At 35.8% G+C, this 20,692-nt stretch carries 14 protein-coding genes and 1 pseudogene; 14 read left to right on the forward strand and 1 reads right to left on the reverse strand.

Annotated elements, in window-relative coordinates:
• The first annotated feature begins 133 nt into the window (after positions 1-133).
• The 5 genes and pseudogenes from BAU17_RS11435 to BAU17_RS11455 all read left to right on the forward strand — a co-directional run bounded on the left by BAU17_RS11435 (position 134) and on the right by BAU17_RS11455 (position 8,590).
• Entirely contained in the window at positions 134-1,957 is a 1,824-nt protein-coding gene (locus tag BAU17_RS11435) for a glucose PTS transporter subunit IIA (protein ID WP_161902955.1), read from the forward strand.
• Between the two features lie 254 nt (positions 1,958-2,211).
• On the forward strand, positions 2,212-3,198 hold the full coding sequence (locus BAU17_RS11440; RefSeq protein WP_161902956.1) for a LacI family DNA-binding transcriptional regulator: 987 nt from the start codon (positions 2,212-2,214) through the stop codon (positions 3,196-3,198).
• Positions 3,199-3,305: 107 nt separating this feature from the next.
• Positions 3,306-4,736, forward strand: a complete 1,431-nt coding sequence (locus BAU17_RS11445; protein ID WP_161902957.1) for a PTS transporter subunit EIIC — start codon at positions 3,306-3,308, stop codon at positions 4,734-4,736.
• Position 4,737: 1 nt separating this feature from the next.
• The gene (locus BAU17_RS11450; protein WP_161902958.1) at positions 4,738-6,156 is read left to right on the forward strand and encodes a glycoside hydrolase family 32 protein; all 1,419 of its coding nucleotides are present in this window, start codon (positions 4,738-4,740) and stop codon (positions 6,154-6,156) included.
• Between the two features lie 200 nt (positions 6,157-6,356).
• Positions 6,357-8,590, forward strand: a pseudogene (locus BAU17_RS11455) (ATP-binding cassette domain-containing protein).
• Between the two features lie 164 nt (positions 8,591-8,754).
• Here BAU17_RS11455 and BAU17_RS11460 read toward each other — a convergent pair.
• Positions 8,755-9,453: a MurR/RpiR family transcriptional regulator gene (locus BAU17_RS11460; RefSeq protein ID WP_161902959.1), complete on the reverse strand. Its 699-nt coding sequence runs from the start codon at positions 9,451-9,453 to the stop codon at positions 8,755-8,757.
• A 41-nt stretch (positions 9,454-9,494) separates the two neighbouring features.
• On the opposite strand from BAU17_RS11460, the gene BAU17_RS11465 reads away from it, so the two are divergent.
• The 9 genes from BAU17_RS11465 to BAU17_RS11505 all read left to right on the forward strand — a co-directional run bounded on the left by BAU17_RS11465 (position 9,495) and on the right by BAU17_RS11505 (position 20,555).
• On the forward strand, positions 9,495-10,112 hold the full coding sequence (locus BAU17_RS11465) for an AAA family ATPase (protein ID WP_161902960.1): 618 nt from the start codon (positions 9,495-9,497) through the stop codon (positions 10,110-10,112).
• 15 nt (positions 10,113-10,127) lie between these two features.
• Positions 10,128-11,420, forward strand: coding sequence for a PTS sugar transporter subunit IIC (locus BAU17_RS11470; protein ID WP_161902961.1), 1,293 nt, complete (start codon positions 10,128-10,130; stop codon positions 11,418-11,420).
• A gap of 139 nt (positions 11,421-11,559) precedes the next feature.
• The gene (locus BAU17_RS11475; protein ID WP_161902962.1) at positions 11,560-12,585 is read left to right on the forward strand and encodes a LacI family DNA-binding transcriptional regulator; all 1,026 of its coding nucleotides are present in this window, start codon (positions 11,560-11,562) and stop codon (positions 12,583-12,585) included.
• 148 nt (positions 12,586-12,733) lie between these two features.
• On the forward strand, positions 12,734-13,996 hold the full coding sequence (locus BAU17_RS11480; RefSeq protein ID WP_161902963.1) for an ABC transporter substrate-binding protein: 1,263 nt from the start codon (positions 12,734-12,736) through the stop codon (positions 13,994-13,996).
• Between the two features lie 91 nt (positions 13,997-14,087).
• Positions 14,088-14,984 carry a carbohydrate ABC transporter permease gene (locus BAU17_RS11485; protein ID WP_161902964.1) on the forward strand — a complete coding sequence of 299 codons (897 nt, stop codon included), beginning with the start codon at positions 14,088-14,090 and terminating at the stop codon, positions 14,982-14,984.
• 15 nt (positions 14,985-14,999) lie between these two features.
• A complete protein-coding gene (locus BAU17_RS11490; protein WP_161902965.1) occupies positions 15,000-15,824 on the forward strand; it encodes a carbohydrate ABC transporter permease in 825 nt (274 codons plus the stop codon).
• A gap of 30 nt (positions 15,825-15,854) precedes the next feature.
• Positions 15,855-17,165 (forward strand): alpha-glucosidase/alpha-galactosidase, encoded by a 1,311-nt coding sequence (gene melA, locus BAU17_RS11495; RefSeq protein ID WP_161902966.1) that lies wholly within the window; start codon positions 15,855-15,857, stop codon positions 17,163-17,165.
• A gap of 67 nt (positions 17,166-17,232) precedes the next feature.
• Positions 17,233-19,416, forward strand: coding sequence for an alpha-galactosidase (locus tag BAU17_RS11500; protein ID WP_161902967.1), 2,184 nt, complete (start codon positions 17,233-17,235; stop codon positions 19,414-19,416).
• A 134-nt stretch (positions 19,417-19,550) separates the two neighbouring features.
• A complete protein-coding gene (locus BAU17_RS11505) occupies positions 19,551-20,555 on the forward strand; it encodes a LacI family DNA-binding transcriptional regulator (protein ID WP_161902968.1) in 1,005 nt (334 codons plus the stop codon).
• The last annotated feature ends 137 nt before the right edge of the window (positions 20,556-20,692 follow it).

A 20,692-nucleotide genomic window follows, 5' to 3' on the forward strand; every position in this document is an offset into this window, starting at 1 on the left:
TTTTAATTGGATTTTAGTATATATGTTGATATATAGGTGTTTTTCTTTTTATTTTTAATAATAGGACTGATTTTACAATGAAGATATAAGCGTGCTACTATAATGCTGAAAACGGAAACAAGGAGGAAGAAAAATGACGCACAAAGAAGTAGCAAATTCGATTATTGAACAAATTGGTGGGAAAGAAAATATCAATAATGCCTGGCATTGTATGACACGACTGCGATTTGATATCAAGGATGAAAAGAAAGTAAATTATTCTGCACTAGAAAAAATTTCTAAAGTTGTTGGAACTAAGTATCAAAGCGAACAATTGCAAGTTGTTATTGGGACAGATGTTGCTGATTATTTTGCACCGATTGCCAAAGAATTGGGACTAGATGAAGACGGTACGCAAAGTAGCAATGAAAAGAAAGGTATTGTTTCGTTATTTATGGATACAGTATCAGGTGTTTTTGGACCGATTGTACCTGCAATTGCTGGAGCAGGAATGATTAAGGGGTTAATGGCAGGGTTAGTCGCTTTAAATGTTATTTCTAATCAAACAGATACATTCTTGGTTATTGATATGATTGCAAGCGGCGTTTTTACGTTTCTACCGTTTTTTGTAGCAGCTTCAGCAGCGAGAATTTTTAAAACAAATCAATATTTAGCGGTTGCTATTGCAGCGACATTACAATTTCCAACAATGACTAATGCAGTTGCAGCAGGGGATGTGTCGGAATTTTTGTTATTTAATATTATCCCAGTACCCGTGTTTAATTATGCAGGGACAGTCATTCCGATTATTTTTGCCGTACTGGCATTAAGCTATATCTATCGTTGGGTAGACAAAATCATGCCTCAAGCGTTAAAAACGGTATTTACACCGACACTTTCATTATTTATTGCTGGTTTAGTAACGTTAACAATTATTGGACCGATCAGTATTCATTTAGGAAATTTATTGGCAGATGGCGTAGCATGGCTATTTTCTATCTCACCTGTTTTAGCTGGTATAATTGTAGGAGCTATCCGACCAATTTCAATCTTTACAGGATTACATCATGCAATGACACCAATTGCTTTACAAAATTTTGCTAATCAGGGTTATGATATGCTGATGCCTATGATGTTTATGGCAAATATGGCAATCACAGGTGCAACAGCAGCTATTTATACAAAAGTAAAAACAAAAGAAGAAAAGACAATCGTTTTTTCTTCTGCGGTATCAGGGATTTTAGGAATTACAGAACCTGCATTGTTCGGTATTTTATCGAAGTATAAAAAAGCATTCTTAGCAGCAACAATCGGTAGCTCCGTAGCCTCAGCCTTTATTAGTTTCTTTGGTGTTCGTTTGTATGGCTATATTTTGTCTAGTATCTTTAGCTTGCCGGCCTATATTGGGGAATATTTTATCTTTGCTGTACTCGGTATTTTGATTGCGCTGATTTTATCATTTGTCCTAACCTATATGATGGTTCCCGCTGCTACGACTGAAGAAGATATTCCAAATGAAATAAATCTTCATGCAGTTGCCAGTGGGACATATATTCCGTTAGAAGATGTGTCGGATGAAGTGTTCTCTTCAAAAATGATGGGAGATGGTTTTGCGATTGAACCACTTGATGGTTCCGTGTACGCCCCTGTACGTGGAATAGTTACTACAGTATTTCCATCTAAACACGCCATTGGTATCCGTACAGCGAATGGTATTGAAGTTTTGGTTCATATGGGAATTGACACTGTTTCTTTAGGTGGTGAAGGATTTGATGTTTTAGTCAAAGAAGGTGACAGTGTAACCACAGACACAAAATTAGCACAAATGGATTTAGCTAAACTTAGAGAATATGGGAAAGCAACAGTTATCATTGTACTCATTACAAATATGGATCGAGTGGCAAAAATTTCACCGATTCCATCAGTCGAAGGACAACACGCTGCTGGTGCATTACTTGAAAATGTAGACTTAATTTAAGTATAGTTAATAAAAATAGCTCACTACAATAGTAGGGGGCTATTTTTGATTGTTTAGTAGTTATATTGACAATAAAGTCTACCGCAAGTTTTTCGTAAAATATAGTACAATATTTATAGGAGGATAATTATGACAATATGACTCTGAATCTCTGGAATTATCATGAATCAAACATTAACATTTATCCCTAATCGTCCTACGACTGTAGACATGAGAAGTTTGAAGGTTATAATAGAATAAAGAGGGGTGATAAGATGGCAAATATGAATGATGTGGCAAAGTTGGCAAAGGTTTCTCGTGGAACAGTTTCGAACTATATTAATGGTGTAAAAATAAAAGATATACTTGCTCAACGCATTGAAGCAGCAATTGAAGAATTGGATTACGTCCCAAACCAAGCGGCACGTGCATTAAAAAAACAATCAAGTGATACCATTGCATTTATTCTACCAACTATTTGGACACCATTCTTTGCGGAATTAACGAATCACTTACAATTAGAATTACAAAAGCGTAATTTGAAATTGCTTTTATGCAACTCAAATAACGATTTTCATTTAGAATTAGAGTATGTCAAGATGGCAAAAGAAGAAAAAGTAAAAGGAATTATTACTATTTCATATAGCGATATCGAACCATATATTACGTCTAATTTACCAATTGTCTCTATCGAACGTTACTTTAATCAGCGTGTACCTTTTATAACGAGTGATAATTTTGTTGGTGCCCGTCTAGCTGCCCAACAGTTACATCAGCGTGGTTCTAAAAAATTATTGATGATTTTAAGAGACATTCCTGACAATTTAGGGATTTATGAACGAATGAATGGCTTTATTGATTACTGCAAACATGAGCATTTGGACTATGAAGTATATTGTGATACTGGAGATTCACTTGGTTTTGCCAGTAGAATCGATGCGTACTTGCAAGAGATGTATAAGCAAGATTGTCCATTTGATGGTATCTTTGCAGTAACTGATCGTTATGCAGAATATGTGCTACATAGTTTTGAAAGCTTACCATGGCACATTCCTGAAGATGTACAACTCATCGGTTTTGATGGCGCTCGTAGTTATCAGAATCAATCGTTAACTATTTCAACAATTGCGCAAGATATTGAGAAGATTGCCAAAATGAGTGTCGAAGAGCTAATAAATTTTGATAACCAGAAAGAAAGACAAAATAAGCATATTCTACCCGTAAAATTTTTAGAATTCCAAACAACGAGAAAGTTGAAATGATTATATTTCAGCTTTTTTTATTTTTTTTAAAGAAAACGCTTGATTTTTGGAACGTTCCAAGTATAATAACTATTGAAATGGAACGTTCCAAAAAAGGAGGAAAAAGAATGGATTATCAAAAAATTGTCAAAGAAGTTCTCGAAGCTGTCGGTGGAAAAGAGAATATTTCTAGTGCGACACATTGTGTTACTAGATTGCGTTTGACATTAAAAAATGACGAATACAATCAAGAAAAATTGGAAAATGTTGAGGGAGCGAAAGGTGTCTTCTTTAATAAAGGGCAGCTACAAGTTGTTTTTGGCACAGGTGTCGTTGAACGAGTATATGAAGCATTTAATCAACAAGTGGGTGGAGAGACGGTCGAAGAGACCAGTCAACAAACGGCTACTGAACCAAAAAATAGTAGTTGGAAAGATAAGGTATTGGAATTTTTTAAAGCTTTTTCAGATATTTTTGTTACATTGATTCCAGCAATTGTTGGCTGTGCAATGCTTTTAGGGATTCGTTCATTATTTATTACATCTGGTTTATTTGGTTTAGAAGGGACGTTAGCTGATAATTACGTTTGGGCAGCAGATGCAGCTAGTTTCTTGAATATTGTTGCAACAGGTTTGAATTTCTTACCGGTATTTGTAGCATATTCTGCAACGAAACGTTTTGGTGGAAACCCAATCTTTGGGATTATCATTGGTTTGGTATTAGTTCATCCAGAGTTAGGTAATCGCTTTGAGTATGTACAAGGAACGTTAGAAAATGTTGATTATTGGAATTTCTTTGGGATGAGTGTTCCGCAAGTTGCGTTCCAAGGTGGGATTTTCCCAGCCATTTTAACTTCTCTATTTATGGCAAAATTTGAAAAAATCGTTACGAAGTATACGCCGCATATGTTGACATTCATTGTTGTTCCTATGGTGACTATTTTAGTTTCAGCTGTGGCATTATTTACGATTTTTGGTCCTTTGGGTGACTTAGTTGCTTCAGGAATCGGTGCAGTTGCAGACTTTTTATATATGAAAGCTGGAATTTTTGGTGCCGGCATTTTTGCAGCCTTATTGCAACCGTTAGTAATCACTGGAACCCAACATATGATTGGTTCAATCGAAGCACAATTATTAGCACAAACAGGCTTTAATTATATTCAACCATTATGGGCCGTATCAATTATTTCTCAAGGTGGCGCTGCAATAGGGATGTTTATCTTATCGAAAAAAGGTTCGAAACGTCGTGAAATTTCCGTGTCAAGTTTTGTTCCAACCTTAGTCGGTGTCAGTGAACCCGCAATTTTTGCCGTTAATTTAAAAGATTCTGTTGTTCCGTTTATTATGGCTGTCATCGGAGCTGGAATTGGTGGCGTGTATATGAAACTCTTAGATGTGAAAGCATTAGGATTTGGTTTAACGGGGATTCCCGGGATGACAATCGTTAACCCACCGGTAGTTATTCATTATATTATTGGTTGTGTGATTGCATTTGTTGTACCGATTGTCTTAATCCTTATCTACAATAAAGCGAAAGGGGTGGCGGGAGCCGAACGATAATATGAAAAAAAATAGCATTGAAAATCATAAAGAAACATTTTATCAAGAAAAATATGAAGAATTATTCCAGGAATTAAAAGCAAATGTTCGAAAGAGTACCTATGTGCCTGAGCTTCATATCTCACCCGAAGCAGGATTAATGAATGATCCAAATGGCTTGGCTTACTTCAACGGAAAATACCATGTCTTCTTTCAATGGTATCCATTTGGCGCAACACATGGATTAAAACATTGGGGACATACCACATCCGAAAACTTAGTGCAATGGAGTGAACAAGAATTTGCTCTCATTCCTGATCAAGAATATGAAAAGAATGGTTGCTATTCTGGAAATGCATTTGAGTATAAAGGAGAATTATACCTATTTTATACGGCAAATTATAAAACAGAACACGGCAAAATTCCGAAACAAGCCATTGCAGTGATGAATAAAGCCGGGGAAATCAAAAAATTTCCAGAACCTATAATTTCTGAAGGCATAGAAGGATTGTCTGGTGAATTACGTGACCCCTTTGTTTTTGAACGAGAGGGAACCTTCTACATGTTGTTAGGTGGGGGAATGTTTGAAGGAGCGGCGCGTTCAGGTTTTGGAGATAAAGGTGTTATTGTTCTTTATCAAAGCTCAGATTTATTTGATTGGGAATATGTTGGTTTACTCGATTTACCGATACCTACGGGATATATGCTTGAATGTCCAAGCGTGGTACAAATTGATGGCAAAGATGTGCTATTCTTATCACCCATGGGTTATGAAGCAGAGGAAAAAAGATTTCATAATCGCTTTGCAACGATTTATTTAGTCGGACATTTAGACCTTGAGCACTTACGTTTTGAAGTAGAACATTGGGATGAGATGGATGCTGGTTTTGATTTTTATGCGCCACAAGCTTTTATGGGCAAAAATGAACCACTCTTATTCGGTTGGTTTGGTTGTGGTGAACAAGAACAACCAATTCAAGAAAATTGGCAACATGGCTTAACATTTCCACAAAAAATGTGGCTTGAAGACAACCGATTAAAACGCTATCCTGTATCAGAGATTATTGAACAATTTACTGAAAAAAAAGAAATGAATACCCAAGAAGTACGTATTGATCAAGCTGTCTACCGTCTACAGTTGACAGCACAAACGAGTATAAAAGTCGGAAAACCAGATGATTATTGGGAACTTCTCTTTCGTCCGCAAGGAGAGGTAACTATTTCTCGTGAGCATTTGGCAAAAACGATTGATGAAAGTTATGGAATGACCAGAAGTACAACAATTTCGACATTTGATTGTGTTGATATATTCGTTGACCATTCATTCATTGAAATTTATATCAATAATGGCGAACGAGTCTTTTCATTCAATGTATACCAAAAGAAAGAAGCAACGATTTGGAGTAATGACGGTATACTTGAAGGGACATTGTATTTCTAAGAGTAGAAACAGCACTTTACATGATTGTAGAGGGCTGTTTTTTGATTGAATACATCTGACAAAAAAATACATATTATTTCCGCATGTTCTCCTTGCCTATCCCTCAACCTTACTGATAGAATAAGAGCTCACCCAAAAAATACCGTGTCATGCCTTACAAAACATTCTCAAAAATTTTGTCATCAAAAAGGGGATTAAAAATGAACGAGTATATTGAAATTATCCACGCAAGAGAGAACAATTTGAAAAATGTTAGTCTCAAAATTCCAAAGAACAAAATTACTATTTTTACAGGCGTTTCTGGTTCTGGAAAATCATCGATTGTCTTTGATACAATTGCGCAAGAAGCTGGTAGACAGCTAAACGAAACGTATGATAGCTATACACGATTGTTTTTACCAAAATACAGTCGTCCAGATGCCGATGAAATTAATAATCTATCTACTGTAATTGTTGTTAACCAAAAGAAAATTGGTGGAAGTGCGCGCTCAACGTTAGGGACGATTACAGACATCAATGCATTGTTTAGAGTATTATTTTCACGCTTTGCAACACCGAGTTTAGGCTATGAGAATGCCTATTCATTTAACGATCCGACTGGGGGATGTGTCCAGTCTGTCAAGGGATTGGTAAGACGATTACGTTAGATATCAATAAGGCCGTTGACCATAACTTGTCATTAAATGAAGGAGCAATCTTGTTACCAGGTTTTTCAGTAGGTTCTTGGTATTGGAAATTGCACGCTGAAACAGGATTATTCGATGCAGACAAAAAAATCAAAGACTATACTCCAGAAGAATATGATTTACTGATGTATGCTCAGGCACAAAAAGTAACAACCGCTGAAACAGGGGACATGAATGTGACTTACGAAGGAATCGTCACACGTTTCATGCGAACCAACGTGAATACTGAAAAAGAAACGAGCAAACGCTCTGCCAAAGTCTTAGAGGAATTCACTGTGATGCAAGCTTGTCCAACATGTGCAGGGAAGCGATACAATGCAGAAGTGTTAGCCTCGACCATTGATGGTTATAATATGTACGATTTGACGTCCGTTCAGTTAACGAATTTACAAGAGATTTTATTAAAACTAGATAATGAGACGCGTCATCCAATTATTGCCGGTATTCAAAAACGTGTCCAAGATTTGATTGATATTGGGTTAGGTTATATGGATTTATGCCGAGAAACCAATAGTTTATCCGGTGGTGAATCCCAACGTGTCAAAATGGTAAAACAATTGGCAAGTAGCCTGACAAATATTTTATATATTTTTGATGAGCCTAGCACTGGCTTACACCCTCGAGATGTTTATCGCTTGAATGATTTATTGCGAAAAATTCGGGACGCTGGCAATACAGTTCTAGTTGTGGAACATGATCCCGATGTGATTCAAATTGCCGACTATATTGTGGATGTTGGACCACATGCAGGAACGCATGGAGGAGAAATCACCTTTGAAGGAACGTATGAACAATTGCTTTCTTCTGATACATTGACTGGACGATTTTTAAAACAAGAGCTGCCAGTAAATGAGCAATCAAGAGCAATTACGACCTATTATGAAAGTACACGAAGTTCCTTGCATAATTTAAAAGATGTCCAGTTACGCGTACCAAAAGGAGCTTTTACCGCTATTACAGGGGTAGCAGGTTCAGGAAAAAGTACGTTAGTCAATCAAGTATTTGCACAAGAATATCCAGAAGCAATTCAAATTACACAAACGCCGATTCATACGAATAAGCGCTCGAATCCAGCAACTTATACGGGAATTATGAATAGCATTCGCAAAACATTTGCAAAAGAAACTGGAATGGATGCAGGTTATTTTAGTTACAATTCAAAAGGTGCTTGTCCAGAATGTAAAGGCGCAGGAAGTATTGAATTGAATTTGTCCTTTATGGAGACCTCTGAAATTGAATGTACACACTGTCACGGGAAACGCTACGACCCAACCGTATTGGAACATACCTATCAAGGAAAAAATATCGTGGATGTTATGGATATGACCATTGAAGAAGCAGTAGTCTTTTTCGATGCCAAGGATATTCAACGCAAACTCAAAAATCTACAAGAAGTAGGTATTGGCTATTTAACATTAGGCCAACCGATGGATACGCTATCTGGAGGGGAAGCCCAACGATTGAAATTAGCCAATGAATTAAAAACCAATGGAAAGATTTATATTTTAGACGAACCAACGACAGGCTTACACATGTCGGATGTCAAAAATGTTATTCGTATCATGAATAATTTAGTGGATAAAGGCAATACCGTCATTGTCATTGAACACAATGTGGATGTCATTCGTAGTGCCGATTGGATCATTGACTTAGGGCCAGAAGGTGGGCAAGGTGGCGGAGAAATTCTGTTTGAAGGCACTGTTTCGGATTTGAAAAATGCCAATACTGTGACCAGTCGATATATTTGAATGGTAATAGCTAAAACCAACAACTAACTTTTGAGAGTTAGTTGTTGGTTTTTTAAAATGTTCGGATTTTTTTGTAAAAATGTTTTTTTGTGATTGAACATTTTTATAATTCTAGTAAAACACGTACAAAATGAAAAATACATACTATAATGCAAATGAAACAACTACTTTTTAAATAGTGTTTGGAGAGAATGACTCATAAGTAACTCAAATTGATTGAGTGCTGTTCCAAAAAAGAGATTAGGTGCAAATTCATAAAAGCCTTTTGTCGCATGTGTTTTTGTACTAATGGTTAATGTGGCAAGGGAACCGATTTTTGAATGACGTTCTCCTACAAAAGCAAGACATTCAATATGATTTTTTTCAGCAATTGTTAGAAGCTCAATAAGTCGTTGGGTCTCACCAGAATGAGAAATCATAATAATTAATATCTCATCTTCAACCGATTGGCGTAAAAATTCTAAATGACTGTTCGCAGTAGCGCGAAAACCATACAAATTAAGATACTCCGAAAAATAATTTGCCAGGTTTTGAGAAAAACCAGAAGCTAGAATCATGATTCGTTTCTTTCGATACTTTTGTAAAAGCTGTGTAAATTGTTGGTATTCTTCCGCTGTTACTAAATCTGAAGGGGCGTTATCGGAGGTCTGATTATTTTGAAAAGAAAAGACAAGTTCACTGTAACCAGAGAAGCCTAGTTTTTTGGCCATATTGACAATTGTTGCGGTTGACACATAAGAGTATTTGGCAACATCTCGAATGCCAACTTTTGCAAAAGGCGTAATATTTTGTTGCATAAAACGCAATGCAGCAGCTTCGGCATCACTTAATTGGTACTTTTCTATGAGCATTTCAACATCCATACACGAATCACCTTAATTTTATTTGATAGGAGAATTATACCATGGAAAACAAAAAAATCATTCAAGATCCTTGGGCAAGAACAACAACACGCAATGGATTAGCAGGCGACGAAGTAATTTCTGCGCTACAGAAGTCTATTCGCCGAGGCTATGAGAAAGAAGCATGTGAATTTGCTTATGAAATGTATATTACCTCACCACAATTTGAAGAAAAATTATGGCGTCGTTTATTAGCAATTTCAGTAGAAGATATTGGTATGGGAAATCCCGAAGCAGCCATTATGATTAATAGTCTGAATCAAATGCGTAAAGAATTTCAATACAATGAATCTGATCGGTTAATGTATATTATTCATGCGATTCGTTTTTTATGTCATTCAGAGAAAGACCGTTCATCCGATTTATTAAAAAATATTGTCATTAAAAGCTTTGCGATGGGGTATGTACCAGAAATTCCTGACTATGCATTAGATAAACATACGACTCGTGGCATGGAGATGGGACGTGATTCCAATCATTTCTTAAATGAAGCGAGCAAAGTGTATCCACAAGCAGAAGTTGATAACGATTATAAAGAACAGTATGCAGAGATACTAAAACAATATGACCCCAATAATCAAACAGCAACAGCGTTTCAATTTAATTCTTGGCAAGTTTAAATCTGGAGGGATAAAATGAAAAATTCGGGTATGGTAGAAAAATTAAATGGAATTTTAAGTCCGTTAGCGGCAAAATTAGGAAATCAGCGCCACTTAAAAGCAATTTCAAATGGGATGATGTTTGGTCTGCCGTTTATCGTTATTGGTTCATTCTTTTTAATTGTGGCAAATCCTTCCATCAATATGGAGCAATACAATCCTGAGACTGCAAACTTTTTTATGAAATTTTTAGCTGCTTGGAAAGAATTTTCTGTAGCAAATTATGATGTGATTACTGCACCGTATAATTTAACCATGGGATTGATTGGTTTAATTAGCGCATTCGGTATTGCGTATTCATTAGCAAATGAATACAAACTCAATGCTGCTATGAATGGGATGATTGCCACAGTGGTCTATGCAATGGTATGTACACCCGTAGTGGAGGGGAAAATCGATCTAAACTATCTAGGCACGAACGGTTTATTTGTGGCGATTATTATTGGTCTATTGGTAGTCGAAATTTGTCGTTGGTTTGAAGTGAAAAAAATCAAAATTACGCTACCGGAAAGTGTGCCACCGATGGTTGTGGTGTTTATCAATACGTTAATTCCTTTATTAGTAAATATTGTCATTTTTTATGGCATTAATATTCTATTTTTAGCAACAACCAAGCAAATTTTTCCAGAAGCTATTATGCAAGTATTGACTCCTGCTACAGATATTGCAGGTAGTCTGGGTGGATTTTTGCTAATTGTTACCTTAGGAAATATTTTATGGTTATTTGGTATCAATGGCTCTTCGATTATTTTTCCAATTGTCTTTACTTTAGGAATTACTCAAACTGGTTTCAATGCCGAACAGTTAGCGAATGATGAAACGATGACGCATGTCATGAATTTACAAATGTTTCGAATTTCTGTTATGGGGGGAGCAGGTGCAACTTTAGGACTCGTTATACTAATGATGACAAGTAAAGTCCGAGAATATCGTACGATTGGCAAACTGTCAATCATTCCAGGGATTTGTTCGATTAATGAGCCGGTGATTTTTGGTTTACCAATCGTGTTTAATCCGATTTTAGCAATCCCTTTTCTAGTAACACCAGTTGTTAATCTCTTGTTGACATATTTTGCGCAAAAATTTGGCTGGATTGGTCTAGGGTTTATTATCGATCCATCATTCACACCATTTTTTGCACAAGCGTATCTATCTAGCATGGATTGGCGCAACATTATCTTTACCTTAGGATTAGTTATTGTCAGTATGATTATTTATTATCCGTTCTTTAAAGTGATGGAGAAAAATCGATTGTCACAAGGAAAATAGGTTAAGTTGGAAAACACCTTTCTGGAATGGAAGGTGTTTTTTTATAAATATAAATCAGAACTAAAAATCAACCTCCATTTGCTTATTTTAACAATCTATGGTTATATTTTAGTAAACACTTCGCAAAGGAGGAAAAATCATGGTTGGAATTAGAGATGTTGCGAAACGTGCAGGTGTATCCATTGCAACGGTATCAAGGGTATTGAATGACGACCCAACGCTTTCAGTGACAGATGAAACCAAAAGAAAAATTACAGAGTCTGTTAATTTTTATAATTATGTCAAAAAAAGTCCCGTTTCGAAGTTGTCAAAAAGTTTAGCGTTAATTACTACTGTATCTGAAATAGATGAGTTGGAAGATCCGTATTTTAGAACAATCAGAAGAGGGATTCAAACAGAAGCTGAAAAAAGTAAAATTGGTTTAAAAAAAGTCATCCGATTGTCAGAGACACCTTTAGATAAAGAAGAACTAGAAAAATGTCAGGGAGTCTTAATCATTGGACAAGTACTTCCGACAGTCATTGAGGAAGTACTAAAGGTTAATGCTAATGTAGTTGTTATTGATGATCCTAGCGTCGATGAAAGCATTGATGCCGTATATACAGATTTGTCAAAAGCAACACAGAATCATTTAGAACGGTTATATGAAAAAGGTCATCGAAATATTGCTTTTATTGGTGGTAAACGTAATCAATTAGATGGTGAAGGTATCCAACATGCAACAGAAGATGATGTGCGTCAACAAGCTTACGAAGAATGGATGAAACAAAAAGGTTTAGAACGTTATATACAAATTTATCTGGAAGGATGGACAACTTTAGAAGGAATGCAGGCAACAGATACCTTGTTAGAAGCTACGAAAGGCAAAGCATTACCAACTGCATTGGTAGTTGGTAATGACCCAATTGCAGTGGGAGCTTACCGAGCTTTGCAAAAAAGAGGAATCAATATCCCGGATGATATATCGATTGTTAGCTTTGATAATATTGAAGTAGCAGAATTCCTTACACCAGCTTTAAATACCGTTCATGTCAACACGGAAGAGCTTGGAAAAATAGCCGTTCGGATGGTCAATGATCGAATAATCAATCATCGAACGGTTTCTATCCACGTGACTGTGGCTAATACAATGATTATCCGAGAAAGCGAAAAGAAGATGAATTAAAAAAAGTAAACACTCTAGTAAAAGAGTGTTTACTTTTTTTGTTTACTAATTTATTTACTAAAATATATTGACAAAACATTTGGTAAACAGTTATATTGTTGTTAACGAAAAAAGAAAACGCATACAAGGTGTGTGAGGAGGAAAAATGATGAAACGCTGGAATAAAGTTATTTTGACAGGGTTGACGGTTCTTATGGGAGCGACATTAGCTGCATGTGGAGGTGGAAATTCTAGTAAAGATGGACAAGTAACATTAAGTTATGCTAGTTGGGATACTGACCAAGCTCCCGGCTTAAGAAAAATGCTTGATAAATTTGAAGAAGAAAACCCTAATATTAAAGTTGAAATGGAAACAACTCCATGGGATCAATATTGGGTGAAGTTAGAAGCTGCAACTACCGGAGGGAATATGCCAGACGTAGTGACGATGCATTCAAGTGAATCTTACAAATATATGTCACAAGGTGTATTGATGGGGTTAAATGATTTAGTAAAAGACAACGATATTGATATGAATGATTTTACAGAAGGATTAGCCGATTTTTATACGTATGAAGATGAGTTATATGCGATTCCTAAAGATGCTTCGGTAGTTGGTTTGTGGTATAACAAAGAACTTTTTGATAATGCGGGAGTTGCATATCCAGATGAAACATGGACGTGGGAAACACTTCGACAAGCTGCGATTGATTTGACTGATGAATCAAAAGGCATTTACGGATTTGCTTCACATATTGGCACGGAAACTGGTTATTGGCCATTTATCTATCAAAACGGTGGTGAAGTATTTACGGATGACAACACAAAATCAGGACTAAATACACCTGAAGCACAAGAAGCTTTGGCGTTCTACCGAGATATTGCACTTGTTGATCATGCGTCACCAACAATTACGGAATTACAAGATCCAGATAAACTTAGTCGTTTCCAATCAGGAAGATTAGCTATGATGATTGAAGGAAACTGGTTTGCACCAGGATTTTTGAAAAATGATTACTTAGTTGAAAATGTTTCAGCAGCAGTATTACCTAAAGGAAAAGTTAATGCAACAATTACAAATGGTCTTGGGTGGGCTGCGAGTGCTAAAACAGAACATCCTGAGGAAGTCAAAAAATTAATGGCATTTTTAGCTAGTAAAGAAGCAAATCAGATTCAAGCGGAAACTGGTGCATCGATTCCAGCATTGAAAGGTTTTGAAGATGAGTGGGCAGCTTCCTCAGATACCATTGACTTAACTGCATTTGGAAAAATGCTAGAATATGGCGTTCCTCGTCCTTACAACAAAGATGGTCTAAGAGCAGAACAAGCAGAAGTACAAATTATCAACCAAATTTTCTCTGGCAAAGTAAGTGTAGAAGATGGGACTGCTCAAATAGAAAAAGAAGTAAATACGATTTTGAGCGGAAATTAAACGTGAAGGTTACACAAGTTCAGAAAGATAGAGATGAAATAGGAGTTATTTTGTCTTTATCTTGATGAGCAATACCAAAAAGGGGGATATCATGAAAAATCGAATTTTTGGAAAATATCGTAAAGATCAAGTTTTTTGGGGATATGTGTTTATTTTTCCTACCGCATTAGGATTATTACTCCTAAATATCTGGCCAGCCATTCAAACAGTTATTTTAAGTTTCCAAAAAACTGTAGGCTTTGGAAATACAGAATGGGTAGGTTTAGCTAATTATCAGAAGTTATTTACAGACAATGAAGTCTTTCGTTCATTGATGAATACACTTATTTATGCAATAGTTTCCATTCCAAGTATCGTTATTCTTTCATTACTAGTTGCTGTATTAATGAATAAAAAGGTAAAAGGGTTGTCTATTTATCGAACAATTTATTTCTTACCAGTTGTTGCAGCACCTTCTGCAGTAGCGATGATTTGGCGCTGGATGTTTAACAATGACTATGGCTTGATTAATAGTATGTTAGCTAAAATTGGTATTAGTGGTCCATCTTGGTTATCAGATCCATCAATTGCAATTTATTCCATTATCATTGTCGGTGTTTGGAGTGCAATTGGTTATAACATGGTTTTATTACTGGCAGGGTTACAAGAAATTCCTAAGGATTATTATGAAGCAGCAGAGATTGATGGAGCTAGTCCTATTCAACAATTTTTTAATATCACGTTACCTTTAGTTACCCCAACATTGTTTTTTGTAGTTGTTACCACAGTTATTAATGCGTTTCAGGTATTCGATGTTATTTTCATGATGATTGCTCCTAATAGTGAGGCGATGTTTAACTCGCAATCTTTAGCTTATCTTTTCTATAAGCATTCATTTATTTTAAATGATAAAGGTTATGGTTCAGCGATTGTTATGTTTTTACTAATTATAATTTTAATCATTACTGCAATTCAAATGAAATTACAGAAAAAATGGGTGAATTATTAAGGAGGAACAGAACATATGAAAAAGAAATTATTCTCAAATGTGTCAACCCACTTATTACTCATTTTAGGTGGCATTGTGATGGCACTACCATTCATTTGGATGATACTAACTTCTGGGAAAACACTAGTTGAATCTACACAAATACCACCAACAATTTTTCCTGAAAAATTTCAATTCAATAATTATGAGCAAGTCCTTTCGTTATTACCATTTATGAAATTTTATATTAACACCTTCTTAATGGTAATTGGTCGTGTAGCAGGTTCAGTCTTGTTTTCAGCAATGGCGGCTTATGCATGTGCGAGATTGCATTTTCCAGGACGAGATGTATTCTTTGGAATGGTACTTGTGCAAATGATGATACCTGCATCTATTTTTATCACGCCACAATATTTATTGGCGCAAAATTTAGGTATATTAAATACCGTGCCAGCATTAATATTACCGGGAGTGGTAAGTGCATTTGGTACATTTTTGTTACGTCAATTTTTCCTTGGATTGCCGGATGAATTAGAGGAAGCCGCATATATGGAAGGCGCCAATGTTTGGACAATCTTTTTCAAGATTATGTTGCCATTAGCAAGATCGGGACTAATTGCTTTAGGAATCTTTACAGCATTATTTGCTTTCAAAGATTTGATGTGGCCATTAATTGTCAATACGTCTATTGATAAGATGCCGTTAGCTTCAGGTTTAGCGAATCTACAAGGACAGTATGCAACGAACTTTCCACAATTGATGGCAGGTTCATTGTTAGCGATTTGGCCTATGGTCGTGGTCTTTATAATCTTCCAGAAAAAATTTATCGAAGGAATCGCTACAACTGGTGGCAAACTATAAAATTATTATCTATTGATTGGAGAGTAAAAAATGACAAAAATTACGTTTATCGGAGCAGGTAGTACTATTTTTGCAAAGAATGTGTTAGGCGATGCGATGCTCACAGCAAGTCTATCAGATGCACATATTGCATTATATGATATTAATGAAACAAGATTAAAAGAATCTGAATTGATGTTGAAGAATATCAATAAAAACTCAAATGAAAATCGTGCAGACATCGTTTCTTATCATGACCGTAGAGAAGCTTTAAAAGATGCAGACTTTGTGATTAATGCCATTCAAGTAGGTGGGTACAAACCTTCAACAGTCATTGATTTTGAAATCCCTAAAAAATATGGGTTACAACAAACAATTGGTGACACGATGGGAATTGGCGGGATTTTTAGAACGTTACGTACGTTACCTGTAATGCTAGAATTTGCTAAGGAAATGGAAGAATTATGTCCGAATGCTTGGTTATTAAACTATACAAATCCAATGGCAATGCTAACGATGGGTGTATTGAAAGCAACCAACATTAAAACAGTAGGATTATGTCACAGTGTCCAAGTTTGTGTGCCGGAATTATTTGAACATCTAGGTATTGCGGATCAATACGATTTAAATGATTTCCAATGGAAAATTGCAGGAATTAACCATATGGCATATTTATTAGAAATTACCAAAAATGGAGAAGATTTTTATCCAACAATTCGTAAATTAGCAGCAGAAAAACCAAATCCCCATGCTGATTCTGTCCGTTTTGAATTATTGAAACGATTTGGGTATTACATTACGGAATCCAGTGAACACAATGCGGAATACCATCCATACTTTATTAAATCAAAGTATCCAGAATTGATTGATGAATTAGGTATTCCATTGGATGAGTATTTGCGTCGCTGTGAAAACCAAATCAATGACTGGGAAGCAATGCGAGATGATATTGTTAATAATGGTGATTTGACGCATAAGAGAAGTCGTGAGTATGCTTCATACATCATGGATTCCATCGTAACAGGAAAACCGTCCGTCATTGCAGGTAATGTATTGAATAAAGGATTGATTACGAATTTACCAGAAGATGCTTGTGTAGAGGTACCGTGTCTAGTAGATAAAAACGGTGTACAGCCAACTTATGTAGGGGATTTACCAACTCAATTAGCAGCTTTAAACCGTACGAACATTAATGTACAGGAATTAACAGTAGAGGCTGCCTTAACTTTAGATAAATCAAAAATTTATCAAGCGGCATACTTAGATCCGCATCTTTCATCAGAACTATCTTTAGATGATATTACTAATTTAGTAGATGATTTAATCGAAGCACATGGCGATTATCTACCAAAATATAAATAAGGGTAGAGTGAAAGGGGAAAATTAATTTTTCTCCTTTCCTTCCTTAATAGACTAGAGGAGCAAATAAATGATCACTTACAACGAACAAACGCAAACTTTTCACCTGAAAAACAATAAAATCAGTTATATCTTAGGTATCGAAGAAAACAACTATTTAACGCATTTGTATTTTGGTAAAAAAATAAACCATTACTCGGGGAATTATCGTTATCCCCGAACAGATCGCTCTTTTTCACCTAATGCACCAAATGCAGTGGATCGGTTGCTATCTTTAGATACATTACCATTAGAATTTCCTGGTTATGGCTATGGTGATTTTCGAGAGCCAGCACATAATATTAAGTTAGCTAATGGCAGTCGAATCAATGATTTTCGATATGAAAGTTATGAAATTCAACAAGGTAAACCACAATTATCAGGACTACCAGCACTGTACACAAATGAAGAATCAGAAGCAGAAACATTAATTATTCAATTAAAAGATGATGTGTCCGGATTGAAATTACGCTTGCTATATAGTATTTATCAAAATCAATCAGCAATTATTCGTTCTTCGCAAATAGTAAATGAGAGTCAAGACGTAGTCGAGATTAATCGTTTAGCAAGTCAATCCACTGATTTTCCGAATCGTGAGTTTGAACTTATTCACTTGAATGGCACATGGGCGCGAGAACGTCAATTAACGAGAGAGAAAGTGCATACAGGTATAAAAGTATTAGATAGTAAACGTGGGTCAAGTAGCCACCAACAAAATCCGTTTGTTGCTTTGGTTGAATCAACAACGACTGAATTTCAAGGAGAAGCATATGGTTTTAACTTGGTGTATAGCGGAAATCACGAAACAGTTATTCAAAAAGATCCGTTTAATCAAACGCGAATCATTTCTGGCATTAATTCGTTTAATTTTGGTTGGCAATTACAACCAAACGAAAGTTTTCAAACCCCTGAAGTTGTCATGGTTTATAGTCAATCCGGTTTAAATGACTTATCGCAGACCTATCATCATTTATTTAATCATCACTTAGTTCGTGGGAAATATCGTCTCCAAGAACGTCCAACATTGATTAACAATTGGGAAGCGACTTATTTTGATTTCAATGAAGAAAAAATCATGAGTATCGTTAATGAAGCTAGCGAACTAGGCATTGAGATGTTTGTCTTGGATGATGGATGGTTTGGGAATCGAGAAGATGATTTTACCTCTTTGGGAGACTGGTTTGAAACAGAGGGGAAACTTGCTTGTGGGTTAGTAGAGCTAGCTAACCAAATCCATGATAAAGGAATGAAATTTGGGATTTGGTTTGAACCGGAGATGGTTTCTGAAAACAGTGAATTATTCCGTGCGCATCCTGATTGGGCACTTGCTGTACCAAATCGTGAAAAATCACTAAGTCGTAGCCAGTATGTATTGGATTTTTCTAGAGCAGATGTCCGTGAGAATATCTATCAACAAATGACCGCGATTTTTGACCGTATACCGATTGATTATGTGAAATGGGATATGAATCGTAATATGACAGAAGTTTATTCAATTCTACTAGATCCGACAATGCAAGGAGAAGTAGCGCATCGCTATATGCTAGGATTATATGAATTTTTAGAGAAACTAACAAATGCATATCCTAATATTCTATTTGAAAGTTGTTCAGGTGGAGGCGGCCGTTTTGATGCAGGTTTTCTTTACTATATGCCACAAACATGGACAAGTGACAATACCGATGCGGTTGCCCGCTTGAAAATTCAATATGGGACAAGTTTAACATATCCTATTTCTAGTATGGGCGCCCATGTTTCAGCTGTTCCGAATCATCAAACAGGTCGCAACACTAGTTTAGAAATTCGTAGCAATGCAGCAATGTCTGGCGTTTTTGGCTACGAATTAGATTTAACACAACTAACTTCCAACGAAAAAACAGAGATTAAAGAACAAGTTGCGTTCTATAAAAAACATCGTCAATTATTACAATTTGGAACCTTTTATCGTTTGGAAAGTCCTTTCGAAGGCAATGATACTGCTTGGATGTTTGTATCAGAAGACCAGTCAGAAGCCATGGTCTTTTATTTCCGAGTATTAGCAGAAGCCTCTCATCCGCTAGTTACCTTAAAATTAGCCGGTTTGTTGGAAGATGCGACGTATCAATTGAATGATATTGCCGTAAGTGGTGATGAGTTGATGAATTTAGGTTTTTATATCGATTCCGAATTGCATGGGGATTATGCTACACAACGATTTTATTTGCGGAAAATATGAAAAATAGCCAATCGTGTAAACGGTTGGTTATTTTATATGTCCTGAAAAAGAAAGCGTTGACATTGTTTTTCTTCTGTGATAATCTCAATAAGTGATAACGATATCAGAAAACGATTTCTTTTGGAGGTGAGGAAATGTCTACTATTTCAGATGTAGCAAAATTAGCTGGCTTATCGGTTTCGACAGTCTCTCGTGTAATCAATAACCAAAAGTATGTTACTGAAGAAAAAAGAGAAGCCGTGCTCAAAGCGATGAAAGCGTTAAATTATCAACCTAGTGTAGCAGCTAGACAGCTACGTGGACAGCAAACTAATATTATTGGAGTAATTGTTCCTCGTATCACGAATCCATTTTTTTCTTATTTAGTAGATGAGCTTCAAAAGCAAGCGTATAAACAAGGATTTCAAATCATGATCTTTCAAAGCGATGAAGATAAGAAAAAAGAGCTCTCGTTCTTAAATTTAATGCTTCAAAAACAAGTAGATGGCATTATTATGTGTGCTGTTGAAAATGAGGAAAAGAAGGTAAGTTCTTATATGAAATATGGTCCAATTGTCTTATGTAATATTTTCTTTAATGGGAAATTTGAAGAGAATAAGATACCAAGAATTAGCTTAAATCAAGAACATGGGGCTTATATTGGAACAAAGTATCTTTTGGAAAAAGGGTATCGAAAGTTAGCTTATTGTACAGGTGGAACATTTGACGAACATGTTAAAGGAATTGAAAGGGATCGAGGCTTTACTAAAGCTTTGAATGAGTATGGACTAAAAATTAACAAAGATTGGGTGTATGTCAATCAACATACGATTAATGATGGTAAGCAGCTTGCACATGAATTTCAAAAATTGTCTGATAAGCCGGATGCAATATTTACGGGAAGTGATGAGATTGCAGCTGGATTTATTGCGGAAGCTAATCGTTTAGGCATTAAAGTACCAAATGATATTGCAGTATTAGGATTTGATAATCAAGTCACAGCTGAATTAACGGTACCAAGTATCACAACTGTTTCTCAACCAATCGATGAATTAGGAAAGCAAACAATTAATCTAATCACACATATTTTAGCTAATAAAGAATTTCAAATAGATGAAGAAATTCTAAAAATGAATGTAGTTATAAGAGAATCTGCATGATTGCCATGTAGTTTTTCTTTAAATTATCTGATAACGATATCATACATAACTTTATATAAGGGGGAATCATTTGGACATAGCGGAAAATTTTTATAAATGGTTGTTCTTTTGAATAATAGAATAATCAGGTGTTTGAC

The organism is Candidatus Enterococcus willemsii (genome assembly GCF_009933335.1).
Lineage (GTDB): Bacteria > Bacillota > Bacilli > Lactobacillales > Enterococcaceae > Enterococcus_F > Enterococcus_F willemsii.

Excerpts from the sequence above, each read along its gene's own strand:
- BAU17_RS11470 (WP_161902961.1), top strand. The coding sequence starts at position 10,128 with ATGAAAAATTCGGGTATGGTAGAAAAATTAAATGGAATTTTAAGTCCG.
- BAU17_RS11450 (WP_161902958.1), top strand. The coding sequence starts at position 4,738 with ATGAAAAAAAATAGCATTGAAAATCATAAAGAAACATTTTATCAAGAA.
- BAU17_RS11490 (WP_161902965.1), top strand. The coding sequence starts at position 15,000 with ATGAAAAAGAAATTATTCTCAAATGTGTCAACCCACTTATTACTCATT.
- BAU17_RS11460 (WP_161902959.1), bottom strand. The coding sequence starts at position 9,453 with ATGGATGTTGAAATGCTCATAGAAAAGTACCAATTAAGTGATGCCGAA.
- BAU17_RS11445 (WP_161902957.1), top strand. The coding sequence starts at position 3,306 with ATGGATTATCAAAAAATTGTCAAAGAAGTTCTCGAAGCTGTCGGTGGA.
- BAU17_RS11465 (WP_161902960.1), top strand. The coding sequence starts at position 9,495 with ATGGAAAACAAAAAAATCATTCAAGATCCTTGGGCAAGAACAACAACA.
- BAU17_RS11475 (WP_161902962.1), top strand. The coding sequence starts at position 11,560 with ATGGTTGGAATTAGAGATGTTGCGAAACGTGCAGGTGTATCCATTGCA.
- BAU17_RS11435 (WP_161902955.1), top strand. The coding sequence starts at position 134 with ATGACGCACAAAGAAGTAGCAAATTCGATTATTGAACAAATTGGTGGG.
- BAU17_RS11505 (WP_161902968.1), top strand. The coding sequence starts at position 19,551 with ATGTCTACTATTTCAGATGTAGCAAAATTAGCTGGCTTATCGGTTTCG.
- BAU17_RS11500 (WP_161902967.1), top strand. The coding sequence starts at position 17,233 with ATGATCACTTACAACGAACAAACGCAAACTTTTCACCTGAAAAACAAT.
- BAU17_RS11440 (WP_161902956.1), top strand. The coding sequence starts at position 2,212 with ATGGCAAATATGAATGATGTGGCAAAGTTGGCAAAGGTTTCTCGTGGA.
- melA (WP_161902966.1), top strand. The coding sequence starts at position 15,855 with ATGACAAAAATTACGTTTATCGGAGCAGGTAGTACTATTTTTGCAAAG.
- BAU17_RS11485 (WP_161902964.1), top strand. The coding sequence starts at position 14,088 with ATGAAAAATCGAATTTTTGGAAAATATCGTAAAGATCAAGTTTTTTGG.
- BAU17_RS11480 (WP_161902963.1), top strand. The coding sequence starts at position 12,734 with ATGAAACGCTGGAATAAAGTTATTTTGACAGGGTTGACGGTTCTTATG.